14 protein-coding genes are annotated in these 15714 nt (G+C 71.7%); 12 read left to right on the top strand and 2 right to left on the bottom strand.

From position 1 onward, the window contains the following. Positions 1-9: 9 nt before the first annotated feature. The 8 genes from hpnE to AC4BDD_RS04885 all read left to right on the top strand — a co-directional run bounded on the left by hpnE (position 10) and on the right by AC4BDD_RS04885 (position 10979). Positions 10-1503, top strand: a complete 1494-nt coding sequence (hpnE, locus tag AC4BDD_RS04920; protein ID WP_490689729.1) for a hydroxysqualene dehydroxylase HpnE — start codon at positions 10-12, stop codon at positions 1501-1503. Further along, entirely contained in the window at positions 1500-2597 is a 1098-nt protein-coding gene (locus tag AC4BDD_RS04915) for a polyprenyl synthetase family protein (protein WP_490689728.1), read from the top strand. Before hpnE ends, AC4BDD_RS04915 begins: the two co-directional genes overlap by 4 nt. A 125-nt stretch (positions 2598-2722) precedes the next feature. Further along, complete coding sequence (gene shc / locus AC4BDD_RS04910) at positions 2723-4708, top strand: squalene--hopene cyclase (protein ID WP_490689727.1); 1986 nt, start codon at positions 2723-2725, stop codon at positions 4706-4708. Then, entirely contained in the window at positions 4708-5391 is a 684-nt protein-coding gene (locus AC4BDD_RS04905; protein WP_490689726.1) for a phosphorylase family protein, read from the top strand. Before shc ends, AC4BDD_RS04905 begins: the two co-directional genes overlap by 1 nt. 5 nt (positions 5392-5396) lie before the next feature. Next, a complete protein-coding gene (gene hpnH, locus AC4BDD_RS04900; protein WP_490689725.1) occupies positions 5397-6422 on the top strand; it encodes an adenosyl-hopene transferase HpnH in 1026 nt (341 codons plus the stop codon). A 4-nt stretch (positions 6423-6426) separates the two neighbouring features. Continuing rightward, the gene (gene ispG, locus AC4BDD_RS04895) at positions 6427-7593 is read left to right on the top strand and encodes a flavodoxin-dependent (E)-4-hydroxy-3-methylbut-2-enyl-diphosphate synthase (RefSeq protein WP_490689724.1); all 1167 of its coding nucleotides are present in this window, start codon (positions 6427-6429) and stop codon (positions 7591-7593) included. Positions 7594-7617: 24 nt separating this feature from the next. Beyond that, on the top strand, positions 7618-9582 hold the full coding sequence (dxs, locus tag AC4BDD_RS04890; RefSeq protein WP_490689723.1) for a 1-deoxy-D-xylulose-5-phosphate synthase: 1965 nt from the start codon (positions 7618-7620) through the stop codon (positions 9580-9582). After that, on the top strand, positions 9579-10979 hold the full coding sequence (locus tag AC4BDD_RS04885; protein ID WP_490689722.1) for an aspartate aminotransferase family protein: 1401 nt from the start codon (positions 9579-9581) through the stop codon (positions 10977-10979). Before dxs ends, AC4BDD_RS04885 begins: the two co-directional genes overlap by 4 nt. 72 nt (positions 10980-11051) lie before the next feature. Here the strand turns inward: AC4BDD_RS04885 and AC4BDD_RS04880 are convergent, their stop codons facing one another. Then, the gene (locus AC4BDD_RS04880; RefSeq protein ID WP_490689721.1) at positions 11052-11861 is read right to left on the bottom strand and encodes a tyrosine-protein phosphatase; all 810 of its coding nucleotides are present in this window, start codon (positions 11859-11861) and stop codon (positions 11052-11054) included. Positions 11862-12076: 215 nt separating this feature from the next. On the opposite strand from AC4BDD_RS04880, the gene AC4BDD_RS04875 reads away from it, so the two are divergent. After that, entirely contained in the window at positions 12077-12934 is an 858-nt protein-coding gene (locus AC4BDD_RS04875) for an SGNH/GDSL hydrolase family protein (RefSeq protein WP_490689720.1), read from the top strand. A 98-nt stretch (positions 12935-13032) separates the two neighbouring features. On the opposite strand, the gene AC4BDD_RS04870 is transcribed toward AC4BDD_RS04875, so the two are convergent. Further along, positions 13033-13473, bottom strand: a complete 441-nt coding sequence (locus AC4BDD_RS04870) for an ATP-binding protein (protein WP_490689719.1) — start codon at positions 13471-13473, stop codon at positions 13033-13035. A 138-nt stretch (positions 13474-13611) separates the two neighbouring features. Between AC4BDD_RS04870 and AC4BDD_RS04865 the strand changes: the two genes are divergently transcribed. From AC4BDD_RS04865 to AC4BDD_RS04855, 3 genes are read left to right on the top strand one after another with little or no spacing between them, the layout of a single operon-like run. Then, positions 13612-14478 (top strand): Sco1979 family transcriptional regulator, encoded by an 867-nt coding sequence (locus tag AC4BDD_RS04865; RefSeq protein ID WP_490689718.1) that lies wholly within the window; start codon positions 13612-13614, stop codon positions 14476-14478. Between the two features lie 3 nt (positions 14479-14481). Next, complete coding sequence (locus tag AC4BDD_RS04860) at positions 14482-14739, top strand: DUF397 domain-containing protein (protein WP_490689717.1); 258 nt, start codon at positions 14482-14484, stop codon at positions 14737-14739. A gap of 33 nt (positions 14740-14772) precedes the next feature. Then, entirely contained in the window at positions 14773-15579 is an 807-nt protein-coding gene (locus AC4BDD_RS04855) for an SAM-dependent methyltransferase (RefSeq protein WP_490689716.1), read from the top strand. Positions 15580-15714 lie beyond the last annotated feature (135 nt).

Here is a 15714-nt window from a genome sequence, read left to right as displayed (position 1 = left end):
GGTGAGCGCATGACGTCCCGCAGCCCCCAGCGGGACCGGTGCGGCACGCACCCGGCAGGCCGCCCCGGCGGGGCGGCCGCCGTGGTTGTCGGCGGCGGACTGGCCGGCACCGCCACGGCGCTCGCGCTGGCCGACGCCGGGATCTTCGTCACCCTGCTGGAGAGCCGGCCCCGGCTCGGCGGCCTCGCCTTCTCCTTCCGCCGCCCCTCCCCGGCCGGCGAGCTGACCGTCGACAACGGCCAGCACGTCTACCTGCGCTGCTGCACCGCCTACCAGGGATTCCTCGAGCGGATCGGCGCGGCCCGACTCGCCCCGCTCCAGGGCGCGTTGGACGTCCCCGTACTCGACCCGAGCCACCGCGGGAAACCGCGGCTCGGGCGCATCCGGCGCACCGGGCTGCCAGTGCCGCTGCACCTGGCCGCCAGCCTCGCCTCCTACCCTCACCTGTCGCCCGTCGAGCGCCTCAAGGCAGGCCGCGCCGCCCTCGCCCTCAAGGGGCTCGACCCCCTGGACCCGGCCCTGGACGACCTGGACTTCGCCGGCTGGCTGCGCCGGTACGGCCAATCGCCGCGCGCCATCGAGGCGTTGTGGGACCTGGTCGGCGTCGCCACGCTCAACGCCACCGCCGCGGACGCCTCCCTGGCGCTGGCCGCGATGGTCTTCAAGACCGGCCTGCTCAGCGCGGTCGGCGCCGCCGACATCGGCTGGGCGCACGCCCCGCTCGGCGAGCTGCACGACACCCTGGCCCGCGCCGCCCTCGACGCCGCCGGCGTCCGGGTCGAGCTGCGCACCCGGGTCACCGCCATCACCCGCACCGACGAAGGACGCTGGTGCGTCAGCACCGGGAGGGGCCCGCGCGGCGGCGCGCTGCCGGCAGCCGACGCCGTGGTGCTCGCCGTGCCCCCGCGGGAGGCCCACGGGCTGCTGCCGGACGGCGCCCTCGACGACCCCGGCCGGCTGCTGCGCATCGGCACCGCCCCCATCCTCAACCTGCACGTCGTCTACGACCGCAAGGTGCTGCGCCGCCCCTTCTTCGCGGCCGTCGGCAGCCCCGTCCAGTGGGTCTTCGACCGCACCGACTCCTCCGGGCTCAGCCGGCTGCCCGGCGGCGCGGACAGCCAGTACCTGGCCATCTCCCAGTCGGCCGCGCAGGATGACATCGACCGCCCGGTCGGCGAGCTGCGCGAGCGCTACCTGCCCGAGCTGGCGCGGCTGCTGCCGGCCGCCCGGCAGGCCGTCGTCCGCGACTTCTTCGTCACCCGCGAACGCACCGCCACGTTCGCCCCCGCTCCCGGCGTGGGACGGCTGCGGCCGCACGCCGCCACCAACGCGCCCGGCCTCCACCTGGCCGGCGCGTGGACCGCCACCGGCTGGCCGGCGACCATGGAAAGCGCTGTCCGCAGCGGCCTGGAGGCCGCCCGCACGGCCCTTGCCGATCTCGGCCGCCCGCACCCCGACCCTCCGCCCCCCGTCGGCGGACGGACTCCGCAGGAGGCGGTATGAGCACCATCACAGAGAACAGAGGAGAGCCCGTGACCCCGGTGACCCCAGCTGTCGACACCGCGGGCGTCGCCGCGCTGCTGGAGCGCGGACGCACGCTCGCCACGCCGGTGTTGCGCGCCGCTGTGGCCCGGCTCGCGCCGCCCATGGACGCCGTCGCCGCCTATCACTTCGGATGGATCGACATCGACGGCCATCCGGCCGAGGGCGACAGCGGCAAGGCGGTGCGCCCCGCGCTCGCGCTGATCTCCGCGGAGGGAGCCGGCGCCCCCGCCGAGGCCGGCATCCCCGGCGCGGTCGCCGTCGAGCTCGTGCACAACTTCTCGCTGCTCCACGACGACCTGATGGACGGCGACGAGCAGCGGCGCCACCGGGACACCGTGTGGAAGGTGCACGGACCGGCGCAGGCCATCCTGGTCGGGGACGCGCTCTTCGCCCTGGCCAACGAGATACTGCTGGAACTGGGCACCGCGGAGGCCGGCCGGGCCACCCGTCGGCTGACCACCGCGACCCGCAAGCTCATCGACGGCCAGGCGCAGGACATCTCCTACGAGCACCGGGAGCGGGTCTCGGTGGAGGAGTGCCTGGAGATGGAGGGCAACAAGACCGGCGCGCTGCTGGCCTGCGCCGCCTCCATCGGCGCGGTGCTCGGCGGGGCGGACGACCGCACCGCCGACACCCTGGAGCGGTACGGCCTCCACCTGGGGCTGGCCTTCCAGGCGATCGACGACCTGCTCGGCATCTGGGGCGACCCGGTCACCACCGGCAAGCAGACCTGGAGCGACCTGCGCCAGCGCAAGAAGTCGCTGCCGGTGGTGGCCGCTCTGGCGGCCGGCGGCTCCGCCTCCCAGCGACTGGCCGACCTGCTGGCCGCCGACGCCAAGAAGTCCGACGCGGAGTTCACGGACTTCGACGAGGAGGAGTTCGCCACCCGCGCGGCGCTGATCGAGCAGGCGGGCGGACGCGACTGGACCTCCCAGGAGGCCCGCAGGCAGCACGCCACCGCTGTCGCGGCCCTGGATGAAGTGGAACTGCCCGCCACGGTCCGGGCGCAGCTCACCGCGCTCGCCGACTTCGTCGTCGTACGGGAGAGATGATCGCCATCAACCGCATATAGCTCGCAGTCGCCGGCCGGCACCCGCCCGAGGCGCTCCGCACGGAGCCCGGGTGCCGGCCGACGGAAGCCCCAGCACAGCAGAGACCTCACCTGCAAGGGGATGCCATGACAGCGACCACCGTCGAACCCTCCGAGACACCGTCCGAGCCCGCGGCGCTCACCGCCGCCCGGGACGCCACGGCCCGCGCCGTCAAGCATCTGCTGGCGCGCCAGGACCGGGCAGGGTGGTGGAAGGGCGACCTGGAGACCAACGTCACCATGGACGCCGAAGACCTGATGCTCCGCCAGTTCCTCGGCATCCAGGACCGCGCGACCCTGGACGCCGCCGCCCGGCACATCCGCTCCCGGCAGCGCCCGGACGGCCCGTGGGCCACCTTCCACGGCGGCCCCGGAGAGCTCTCCGCCACCATCGAGGCGTATGTGGCCCTGCGGCTTGCCGGGGACCCGCCCGACGCCCCCCACATGACCGCCGCCTCCGCCTGGGTGCGCGAGTCCGGGGGCATCGCCGGCAGCCGGGTCTTCACCCGCGTCTGGCTGGCGCTCTTCGGCTGGTGGCGCTGGGAGGACCTGCCCGAACTCCCGCCCGAGCTCATCTACTTGCCCCCCTGGGTCCCGCTCAACATCTACGACTTCGGCTGCTGGGCCCGGCAGACCATCGTGCCGCTCACCATCGTCTCCGCGAAGCGACCGGTGCGCCCGGCGCCGTTCCCCCTCGACGAGCTGCACGCGGACGCCGGGCGGCCCGTGCCGCCGCGCCCCCGCGCCGCCGCCACCAGCTGGGAGGGCTTCTTCCAGCGGCTGGACCGGGCGCTGCACGCCTACCACAAGGTCGCCATCCGCCCATTGCGCCGGGCGGCGCTGCGCTCGGCGACCCGCTGGATCATCGAGCGCCAGGAGAACGACGGCTGTTGGGGCGGCATCCAGCCGCCCGCCGTCTACTCCGTCATCGCCCTCCACCTGATGGGCTACGACCTCGACCACCCGGTGCTCCGCGCCGGACTGGAGTCGCTGGACCGCTTCGCGGTCTGGCGCGAGGAGCCGGCCGACGGGCCGGACGGCCAGGGCGAGCGCGTCCCGGTCCGCATGATCGAGGCATGCCAGTCCCCGGTGTGGGACACCTGCCTGGCCACCATCGCGCTCGCCGACGCGGGCGTCCCCGCCGACCACCCGGCGCTGGTCAGGGCCGCCGACTGGATGCTGGAGGAGCAGATCACCCGGCCGGGCGACTGGGCGGTGCGGCGTCCGGAGCTGCCCTCCGGCGGCTGGGCCTTCGAATTCCACAACGACGCCTACCCCGACATCGACGACACCGCCGAGGTGGTGCTGGCGCTGCGCCGGGTCCAGCACCCCGACCCCCAGCGGGTCGAGGACGCCATCCGGCGGGCCACCCGGTGGAACCTGGGCATGCAGTCACGGAACGGCGCCTGGGGCGCGTTCGACGTGGACAACACCAGCCCGTTCCCCAACCGGTTGCCGTTCTGCGACTTCGGGGAGGTCATCGACCCGCCGTCGGCGGACGTCACCGCCCATGTCGTGGAGATGCTGGCGTGGGAGGGGCTGGCCCAGGACCCGCGTACCCGCCGCGGTATCGCATGGCTGCTCGCCGAACAGGAGAGCGACGGTTCCTGGTTCGGGCGTTGGGGCACCAACTACGTCTACGGCACCGGATCCGTCGTCCCGGCCCTGGTCGCCGCCGGCCTTCCAGCCTCGCACCCCGCCGTGCGGCGGGCCGTGGCCTGGCTGGAGCGGGTGCAGAACGACGACGGCGGCTGGGGCGAGGACCAGCGCTCCTACCAGGACCCGGTCGGCTGGCGCGGCCGCGGCGCCTCCACCGCCTCCCAGACGGCCTGGGCGCTGCTGGCCCTGCTGTCGGCCGGCGAGCGGGAGAGCAAGGCCGTCGAGCGGGCGGTGACCTGGCTGGCGGACACCCAGACCGAGGACGGCACCTGGGACGAGCCGCAGTTCACCGGCACCGGCTTCCCCTGGGACTTCTCCATCAACTACCACCTCTACCGCCTGGTCTTCCCGGTCACCGCGCTCGGCCGCTACCTGCATGGCGAGCCCGGCCCCAGCGGGCCGCGGAGATCCTGATGTCCTCGGACCCAGCCCCGCCGGCCGCCGCCGTCCCGCTGCTGATCGCCTGCGCGCTGTCCATCGAACGGCTCGCGCTGCGCGCGGGCCACCGGGCAGCCCCGCCCGGCGCCGCCGCGCTGCTCCGCACCGGCATGGGTCCGCAGGCGGCCGAGCGGGCGCTGATCCGCGCGCTCGGCGACGGTGCGGCCGGCTCCGGGGCGGCGGTGATCGCCACCGGCTTCTGCGCTGGCCTGGCCCCCGGAATGCACCCGGGGGATCTGGTCGTCGCGGACGAGACCCGCGACGCCTATGGCCGCACCCCCTGCATCGGCGGTGACACCCTGGTGGCGGCGCTGACCGCCTTGTCCACCGTGCCCGAGGGTGCCGGCCCCGGCCCCCGGCGCACCGTCCACACCGGGCCGGTGGTCGGCTCCGGGCATGTGGTGCGCGGCGCGGAGCGCGCCGAGCTGCGAGCGACCGGGGCCATCGCGGTGGACATGGAGTCCGCCGCGACCCTGCGCACCGCGACCCGCCACGGCCCGCGTCCGGTTGCGGCCGTCCGAGTGGTCGTGGACGCTCCAGAACATGAACTCGTCCGTATCGGCACCTTGCGCGGTGGAATATCGGCTTTCCGCGTACTACGCACAGTGTTCCCGGCGTTCTTTGAATGGCAGCGTTCTCTGCCGCTCCCCCGGAGGTGAGCAAGATGGCCATGCCACTTCGTCAGTCCATCAGGGTCGCGACGTATCTCTTCGAGCAGAAGGTGCTGCGGCGGCGCGAGAAGTTCCCCCTCATCGTGGAGCTCGAACCCCTCTTCGCCTGCAATCTGAAATGTGAGGGATGCGGCAAGATCCAGCACCCGGCAGGCGTGCTCAAGCAGCGTATGCCGGTCGCCCAGGCGGTCGGCGCGGTGCTCGAATCCGGTGCCCCGATGGTCTCCATCGCCGGTGGCGAGCCACTGATGCACCCCCAGATCGACGAGATCGTACGGCAGCTGGTGGCCAGGCGGCGCTACGTCTTCCTGTGCACCAACGCCATGCAGCTGCGGAAGAAGATCGACCGGTTCACCCCCTCTCCCTATTTCGCTTTCGCCGTGCACATCGACGGCCTGCGGGAGCGGCACGACGAGTCGGTCGCGAAGGAGGGAGTGTTCGACGAGGCGGTGGCCGCGATCAAGGAGGCCAAGCGGCGTGGTTTCCGGGTCACCACCAACTCGACCTTCTTCAACACCGACACACCGCAGACCGTCATCGAAGTGCTCAATTTCCTCAATGACGACCTTCGCGTCGACGAGATGATGATCTCGCCCGCCTATGCCTATGAGAAGGCGCCCGACCAGGACCACTTCCTCGGCGTCGAGCAGACCCGCGAGCTGTTCCGCAAGTCCTTCGCCGGTGGCAACCGCCGACGCTGGCGGCTCAATCACAGCCCGCTCTTCCTGGACTTCCTGGAGGGCAAGACAGATTTTCCGTGCACGGCCTGGGGAATCCCCAATTACTCGCTGTTCGGCTGGCAGCGCCCCTGCTATCTGATGGCCGACGGCTATGTCCCCACCTACCGCCAGCTGGTCGAGGAGACCGACTGGGACAAGTACGGGCGCGGCAAGGACCCCCGGTGCGACAACTGCATGGCGCACTGCGGATACGAGCCGACCGCCGTGCTGGCCACCATGGGCTCGCTCAAGGAGTCGCTGCGCGCGGCCCGGGAGACCATCCGCGGAAACGACGGGTGACCCGATGAGCGCAGTGAAGCCGGTCGATCTGGGCATCCCCGGACGCGCGCCGCGGCCGGTGGCCGAACGCCGGGTGAGCCGGAGGATCCAGGTGGGGTCGGTCGCGGTGGGTGGGGACGCGCCGGTGTCGGTGCAGTCGATGACGACGACGGTGACGGCGGATGTCGGTGCGACGTTGCAGCAGATCGCGGAGCTGACGGCGTCGGGCTGCCAGATCGTGCGGGTGGCGTGCCCTTCCCAGGACGATGCCGAGGCGCTGCCGGTCATCGCGAAGAAGTCGCAGATTCCGGTGATCGCCGATATCCACTTCCAGCCGAAGTACGTGTTCGCGGCGATCGACGCTGGGTGTGCGGCGGTGCGGGTGAACCCGGGGAACATCCGGCAGTTCGATGACAAGGTCAAGGAGATCGCGAAGGCGGCCTCGGACGCGGGGGTGCCGATCCGGATCGGGGTGAACGCCGGGTCGCTGGACAAGCGGCTGCTGGAGAAGTACGGCAAGGCCACGCCCGAGGCGCTGGTGGAGTCGGCGTTGTGGGAGTGCTCGCTGTTCGAGGAGCACGGGTTCCGGGACATCAAGATCTCGGTGAAGCACAACGATCCGGTGGTGATGGTCCAGGCGTACCGGCAGCTGGCCGCGCAATGTGACTACCCGCTGCACCTGGGGGTGACGGAGGCGGGGCCGGCGTTCCAGGGCACGATCAAGTCGGCCGTGGCGTTCGGCGCGCTGCTCAGTGAGGGCATCGGCGACACCATCCGGGTTTCGCTCTCGGCGCCGCCGGCGGAGGAGGTGAAGGTCGGTATCCAGATTCTGGAGTCGCTGAACCTGCGCCAGCGTCGGCTGGAGATCGTCTCGTGTCCGTCGTGTGGTCGTGCGCAGGTGGATGTGTACAAGCTCGCGGATCAGGTGACGGCCGGTCTGGAGGGTATGGAGGTGCCGCTGCGGGTGGCGGTGATGGGCTGTGTGGTCAACGGTCCCGGCGAGGCCCGCGAGGCGGATCTCGGTGTCGCTTCGGGTAACGGCAAGGGGCAGATCTTCGTGAAGGGTGAGGTGATCAAGACGGTTCCGGAGTCGAAGATCGTCGAGACCCTCATCGAGGAGGCCCTGAAGATCGCCGAACGGATGGCGGAGGAAGGAGTCCGGTCTGGGACACCGGATGTCACCGTGAGCTGAGCCGCCCAGAGGGGGACTTCAAGCATGTCGATCCTGGAGAACGTCCGCGGCCCGCGCGACCTCAAAGCGCTGCCCGAAGAACAGTTGGATCAACTCGCCGAGGAGATCCGCGACTTCCTCATCCACGCCGTCGCCAGAACCGGCGGCCACCTGGGCCCCAACCTCGGTGTCGTCGAGCTGTCGATCGCCCTCCACCGGGTCTTCGACTCGCCCGCCGACCGCATCCTGTGGGACACCGGCCACCAGTCCTACGTCCACAAGCTGCTGACCGGGCGTCAGGACTTCTCCAAGCTGCGCGGCAAGGGCGGCCTGTCGGGCTACCCCAGCCGCGCCGAGTCCGAGCACGACGTCATCGAGAACAGCCACGCCTCCACGGTGCTGGGCTGGGCCGACGGCCTGGCCAAGGCCAACGAACTGCTCGGCCGCACCGGCCGCCATGTGGTGGCGGTCATCGGGGACGGCGCGCTGACCGGCGGCATGGCCTGGGAGGCGCTGAACAACATCGCCGCCGCCCGGGAACGCCCGCTGATCATCGTGGTCAACGACAACGAACGCTCCTACGCCCCGACCATCGGCGGCCTCGCCAACCACCTCGCCACCCTGCGCACCACCGACGGCTACGAGCGCTTCCTCGCCTGGGGCAAGGACGTCCTGCGGCGCACCCCGATGGTCGGACAGCCGCTGTACGAATCGCTGCACGGAGCCAAGAAGGGCTTCAAGGACGCCTTCGCCCCCCAGGGGATGTTCGAGGACCTGGGGCTGAAGTACCTCGGCCCGATCGACGGCCATGACACCGCGGCCGTCGAGGCCGCCCTGGTGCGCGCCAGGCGTTTCCGCGGGCCGGTGCTCGTCCACTGCATCACCGCCAAGGGACGCGGCTACCCGCCGGCGCTGGAGGACGAGGCCGACCACTTCCACGCGGTGGGTGCGATGGACCCGGTCACCTGCGAGCCGCTCAAGCCCTCCGCGGCCCGGTCCTGGACCTCCGTCTTCGGCGAGGAGATGATCCGCATCGGGGACGAGCGGCCGGAGGTGGTCGCGATCGCCGCAGCGATGCTGCAGCCGGTCGGGCTCACCGGATTCGCCGAGAAGTTCCCGGACCGGGTCTGGGACGTGGGCATCGCCGAGCAGCACGCCGCCGTCTCCGCCGCCGGGCTGGCCAGCGGCGGGCTGCATCCGGTCGTCGCCGTGTACGCCACTTTCCTCAACCGCGCCTTCGACCAGGTGCTGATGGACGTGGCCCTGCACAAGTGCGGCGTGACCTTCGTCCTCGATCGGGCCGGGATCACCGGCACCGACGGCGCCTCGCACAACGGCATGTGGGACATGTCCATCCTCCAGGTCGTCCCCGGCCTGCGGATCGCCGCCCCGCGCGACGCCGGCCAACTCCGCCTCCAGCTGCGCGAGGCCGTCGACGTGGACGACGCGCCGACGGTCATCCGCTTCCCCAAGGACTCGGTCGGCGATCCGCTGCCGGCGGTGGACCGGGTCGGCGGCATGGACATCCTGCGCCGCGCCGACGGCGACCGCGAGATGGGGGCCGGTGAGAACGGCGACCGCGACGGTGACGGCGCCCGCGGCGACCGGCCCGGCACGCCGCACACCGGCGATGTGCTGCTGGTCGCGGTCGGAGTGATGGCCACCGTCGCGCTCGCCGCGGCGGCGCTGCTGGCCGAGCGCGGCATCGGCTGCACCGTCGTCGACCCGCGCTGGGTCAAGCCGGTCGACCCGGCCCTGCCCCCACTGGCCGCCGCCCACCGCATGGTGGCCGTGATCGAGGACAACGTCCGCAGCTCAGGCGTCGGTTCGGCGATCGGCCAGGCGCTGCGCGACGCCGAGGTCGACCGGCCGCTGCGGACCTTCGGCATCCCCGAGCAGTTCCTCGCCCACGCCAAGCGCGATGAGGTCCTCGCCGACATCGGGCTGACCCCCGCGGAGATCGCGGGCCGGATCAGCGCCACCCTGGCCACGAAGGAGATGCGCCCATGACATCCGCCGGGCAGCCGGGCTCCGGGTTCGACCTCGGCAAACTCCTCGCGGAGCGCGGAGCGGAGCGGTACGAGCTGCACGCCCGCCACCTCAACCACCAACTCCCGCGTATGCTGCACACCATCGGCTTCGACAAGGTCTACGAGCGGGCCGAGGGCGCGTACTTCTGGGACACCGACGGCCAGGACTACCTCGACATGCTGGCCGGCTTCGGGGTGATGGGCCTGGGCCGGCACCACCCCGTCGTACGGCAGGCGCTCCACGACGTCCTGGACGCCTCGCTCCCGGACCTCACCCGCTTCGACTGCCCGCCGCTGCCCGGCCTCCTCGCCGAGCGGCTGCTGCGGCACGCGCCCCACCTGGACCGGGTCTTCTTCGGAAACAGCGGCACCGAGGCGGTGGAGACCGCGCTGAAGTTCGCCCGCCGCGCCACCGGGCGGCCCCGCGTGCTGTACTGCTCGCACGCCTTCCACGGCCTGACCACCGGCTCGCTCTCGGTCAACGGCGAGGAGGGATTCCGCGACGGCTTCGCCCCGCTGCTCCCCGACACCCCCATCGCCCTGGGCGATCTGGCGGCCCTGGAGCGGGAGCTGAAGCGCGGCGATGTGGCGGCGCTCATCGTCGAGCCGATCCAGGGCAAGGGGGTGCACTGCGCCCCGCCGGGCTTCCTGCGCGCCGCCCAGGAGCTGCTCCACCGCCACAAGGCGCTGCTCATCGCCGACGAGGTGCAGACCGGCATGGGCCGCACCGGCACCTTCTTCGCCTATCAGCACGACGACGTCGAGCCCGACCTGGTCTGTGTCGCCAAGGCCCTCTCCGGCGGGTACATCCCGGTCGGCGCCACCCTCGGCAAGGACTGGATCTTCCGGTCGGTGTACTCCTCGATGGACCGGGTGCTGGTGCACTCCGCGAGCTTCGGCTCCAACGCGCAGGCCATGGCCGCCGGTCTGGCGGTCCTGGCGGTGATGGAGGACGAGCGGATCATCGCCAACGCCTGGCGGACCGGCGAGCGCCTGCGCACCCGGCTGGCCGCCCTGGTGGACCGGTACGAGCTGCTGCACGAGGTGCGCGGGCGCGGGCTGATGATCGGCATCGAGTTCGGCAGGCCACGGTCGCTGGGGCTGCGCAGCCGCTGGACGATGCTCCAGGCGGCGCGCAAGGGCCTGTTCGCGCAGATGGTGGTGGTGCCGCTCTTCCAGCGGCACCGCATCCTCACCCAGGTCTCCGGCGACCACCTGGAGGTGATCAAGCTGCTTCCGCCGCTGATCATCGGCGAGCCGGAAGTGGACCGCTTCGTCGAGGCGTTCACCGCGGTGATGGACGACGCGCACGCGGGCGGCGGCCTGATGTGGGAGTTCGGCCGCACGCTGGTCAAGCAGGCGGTGAGCGGCCGCTGACCGCGGGCGGCGGGACGGCTCCGGCGGGCCGACTCCGGTGGGCCGGGCCCGGTCAGGGCCCGGCCGTGCGGATCAGCCGGCGAGCAGCCGGGCCCGGATCCGCTCACGCTTGGCGGCGTCCAGGCCGAGCCCCTCGGCGAGGTAGCTCTCGGTGCCGCCCCAGAACTCCTCGATCGCCGCGTACGCCGCGGCCAGGTACTCCACCCTGGCGTCGAAGAGCGGGCTGAGCAGCTCCATCACCTCCGGCGACATGGCGTCCGCGGAGTCGGAGGTACGCCACACCTTGTAGCGGCGGTGCGCGGCGGCCGATTCCAGGTAGTCGGCCTCGATGGCCTCCCGCTCGACGCCGAGCGCGAGCAGGATGACCGCGATGGACAGACCGGCTCGGTCCTTCCCCGCCGAACAGTGCAGCAGGGCGGGGGAGCTGTCGTCCGCCAGCTCCTGGAGCATCCGGCGGTGCTCCGGGGTGCGGGTGCGGATGATCTCGCGGTACGCGGCGATCATGCGGCCCGCGGCCTTCCCGTCCCCCAGCAGATCGCGGAGGGTGTTCAGGTCTCCCTCGCGGACCATGGTCCAAAAGCCCGCGCCGTCGGCCGGGTCGCTCAGCGGGATGTTCACGTTCCGCACGCCGGTGAGGGCCACGTCCGGCCCCTCGAGCTTGATGTCCGCGGCATTGCGGAAATCGAAGATCGTGTGCAGGCCGAGGGTGTCGAGGAACGCCGCGTCCTGCTCGGTGGCGTGCGCCAGATGACCGCTGCGGAACAGCACCCCGGGCCGCACCCGCTGTCCGTCGACGGTGGGCAGACCGCCCACGTCCCGGAAGTTGCGGACGCCGGCCAGCTCTGGCTCGACCGACGGGACCTGCGGTATCTGCTGCGTCACGAGCGCTCCTCGGGGTCGTTCGTCGGCGCGGCCGCCGACGAGCACGGCTGTGTCGACCATACGACACCTTCCGCCGCAGGTCCGGATGGTGGACGCGGCCTGCGGAAGGTGCTGTATTCCGTCTTCGTGAAATCGGCTGGGTGGGATAGATCACCCCTCGTCAACCCCCGGTTACGGTGGCGTAAGTCACTTCCGAGAGAGGAGGATGTGCCGACGTGGCAGACGATTCGAAGAGATTCATCACAGACGCGATCGGGTCGTACGCAGCCGTCGGGGACAGCTTCACCGAAGGCGTCGGCGATCCCGGTCCCGACGGCCTGTTCGTCGGCTGGGCGGACCGGCTCGCCGTGCTCCTCTCCGACCGGTGCTCCGACTCCGAGACAGCGACCCACCCGACCCCCGACCCCGCCGGCGGCTCCGGTCACCAGCCGGCCGCCGTCGACTTCCGCTACGCCAACCTGGCCGTGCGGGGACGGCTGCTCGACCAGATCGTCGCGGAGCAGGTGCCCCGCGCGAAGGAACTCGCCCCCGATCTGGTGAGCTTCTGCGCGGGCGGCAACGACATCCTGCGCCCGGGCAGCGACCCCGACGCCATCGCCGAGCGCTACGAGGCGGCGGTGGCCGACCTCGCCGCGTCCGTGGGCACGGTGCTGGTGTGCACCGGCTTCGACACCCGCGGCGTCCCCGTACTCCGCCATCTGCGCGGCAAGATCGCCACCTACACGGCGCATGTGCGGGCCATCGCCGACCGGCACGGCTGCCCGGTCCTGGACCTGTGGTCGCTGCGGTCCGTGCAGGACCGGCGAGCCTGGAGCGACGACCGGCTGCACCTGTCGCCGGACGGCCACACCCGGGTCGCCCTGCGCGCCGCCCAGGTGCTGGGCCTGTCGGTGCCGGCCGACCCCGACCAGCCATGGCCGCAGGAGGGCACGCGGACCCCCGCCGAGGTGCGCCGGGACAACATCCACTGGGCGCGCGAGCACCTGGTGCCCTGGATCGGGCGACGGCTGCGCGGCGAGTCCTCCGGAGACCACGTCGAGCCAAAGCGGCCCGACCTGCTGCCCCTGCGCTAGGCCCGCCCCGGGCCCGCGAACGACGGACCCGCCCGCGCCGGCCCGCCCGCCTCGAAGGCGGGGGCCGGTCCGGGCGGGTCCGTCTCGCGCTCGGGCGCTCAGGTCAGATAGGCCCACACGGTGCGGCCGCGGCCGCTGTCGTTCGGCCGCACACCCCATGCCTGGGACAGCGCCTCGACCAGCATCAGTCCGCGCCCGCCCTCCTGGTCGGCGTCGACCACCCGGGCCTGCGGCTCGGTGCGGGCGCAGCCCTGGTCCGCGACCTCGATCCGCAGCCGCGAGCCCACCAGGCGCAGTTCGCAGCGGACGTCCTCGCTGGAGGTGTGCCGCACCGCGTTGGTGAACAGCTCCGAGACGACCAACTCCGCGTTGTCGCGGATCTCTTCGTCGACTCCCCACTCACGCAGCCGGGCCAGGACGAGCCGTCTGGCCTCCGCGGCGGACGTGCTCAGCGCCGGGAGATGAAACGCGTCCTGGAGGCGCTGGGCGAGGGAACTGCCCGAGCGCCCTAACCGGAGAGCCTCATAGGAAGGAGCCACGTCGACACTATGCTCCGCGTCGCTTACTGATGGCAAGGATCAATCTGTAAATTACAGAATCGCAAGTCACAGTCTGTTCCGGTGAAACTGAACGCATGCCAGACTGCTCTGCGACAAGGCGAGTTGGAGGGAGCGGTAGTGGCGGACATCCGGCCGGGCGGGGCCCCGACCGTCCTGCGGGTCGTACTCGGCAAGCGGCTGCAGGATCTCCGGGAGAAGGCCGGGCTCTCCTACGAACAGGCCGGCGCCGCCCTGGACGTCACCCATGCCACGATACGGCGGATGGAGAAGGCCGAGGTCGGCCTGAAGATCCCGTACGTCGAGAAGTTGCTGTCCGTCTACGGCGTCACCGACCACGGCGAGATCGAGACCTTCGTCACCCTGGCGCGCGAGGCCAACCAGCGCGGCTGGTGGCACCGGTTCCGCGATGTGCTGCCCGAGTGGTTCAGCGCGTTCGTCAGCCTGGAGGGCGCGGCCAGCATCATCCGCGCCTACGAACCGCACTATGTGCCCGGACTGCTGCAGACCGAGGAGTACGCCCGCGCCGTGCTGCGGGCCGGCATGCCGCACGCCGCGGCCGCCGAGATCGACCGGCTGGTCGCGCTCCGTATCGAGCGGCAGGGTCTGCTCACCCGCCCGGACGCGCCGCTGCTGTGGGTCGTGATGGACGAGACCGTGCTGCGCCGGCCCATCGGCGGGCCGGAGATCATGCGCGGTCAGATCGACCGGCTCGCCGAGGCCACCGAGCAGGCCAACGTCAGGCTGCAGATCATGCCGTTCGCCGCAGGGCCACACCCCGCGATGTACGGCCCGTTCCATATCTTCCGGTTCCCGATCCCGGAACTCCCGGACATCGCGTACTCGGAGAGCCTCGTCGGCGCCGTGTACATCGACCAACGCGATGACGTGTCCGTGTTCCTGGAGGCCCTGGACCGGATGTGCGCGCAGGCAGCGCCTGCGCAGACCACCCAGGCCGTTCTGGGTGGCATTCGCAAGGAGATCTGAACCATGGATCGCATACGCAGGAACCGCAAACGCATCTACAACGGCATGCCCGCCAGGGAACTCGGCAACGAGGGCTGGCAGAAGCCGTGGAGCGGCGGCAACGGGGGAAGTTGCGTCGAGGCCATGAAGCTCGGGGACGGCAGGGTGGCGCTGCGCCAGTCGACCGACCCGGACGGGCCCGCCTTGATCTACACGCGTCACGAGATGCAGAGCTTCATCCAGGGCGCCAAGGCCGGCGAAGCCGACTTCCTGCTCGCCTGAGAGCACCCCCCACAGCAGAACGAGGAGAACGGTGTGACCGACCAGAGCTTCTCCCCACAGGAGATCGACACCAGCAAGGCCCACCCGGCCCGCATGTACGACTACTACCTCGGCGGCCGGGACAACTACGAAGTCGACCGGGCGGCCGCCGAGCGGGTGCTCGCCGAAGTGCCCGACATACGCCCCACCGCCAGAGCCAACCGGGCCTTTCTCGGCCGGGCCATCCGCCACGCGGTGCGCGGCGGCATCCGCCAGATCATCGACATCGGCACCGGCATCCCCACCTCGCCCAACACCCACGAGGTGGCGCACCAGCAGGACCCGGCGGTGCGGGTCGCCTACGTCGACAACGACCCCATTGTCGCCGCCCACGCCGGAGCGCGCCTGACCAGCGCCCCGAACACCGGCTTCGCGCTGGGCGACGTGCGGCAGCCCAAGGAACTCCTGGACAACCCGGTGATCCGGGAGATGATCGACTTCGACCAGCCGGTCGCCCTGCTGCTCGTCGCCGTGCTGCACTTCGTCACCGACGAGGAGGACCCGCGCGCCATCGTCGCCACGCTGCGGGACGCCCTGCCCAGCGGCAGCCTGCTGGTCCTCTCGCACGCCACGGCCGACTTCCACCCCGGAGGCTTCCCGGACACCGTGCGGACCTACCGGACCGCGACGGCCACCATGAACGTACGCCCGCACGCCGAGCTCGTCCGGCTCTTCGACGGCTTCCGCCTGCTCGACCCCGGCGTCGTCCAGCTGCCGCTGTGGCGCCCGGACGGCGAGCTTCCGGACGCCGCCGAGCTGGCCCGGATCGGCTTCTACGGGGGAGTGGGCCGCAAGGACTGAAACGGTGGGCCGGCACGCAGGGCCGCCCCCGGAGCCGGCGGCCGGCGGGAACAAGATCAGCAGCCGTGCGAGTTGAAGCATCGGATAATGAGATGACCCGCCGCTCACCTGGAGGTGCCGTGACCGGATCACCAG

The organism is Streptomyces sp. JLBT605, assembly GCF_058215555.1.
Note: the sequence above shows the minus strand (reverse complement) of the source record. Positions and strands in the feature narration are given on the sequence as shown.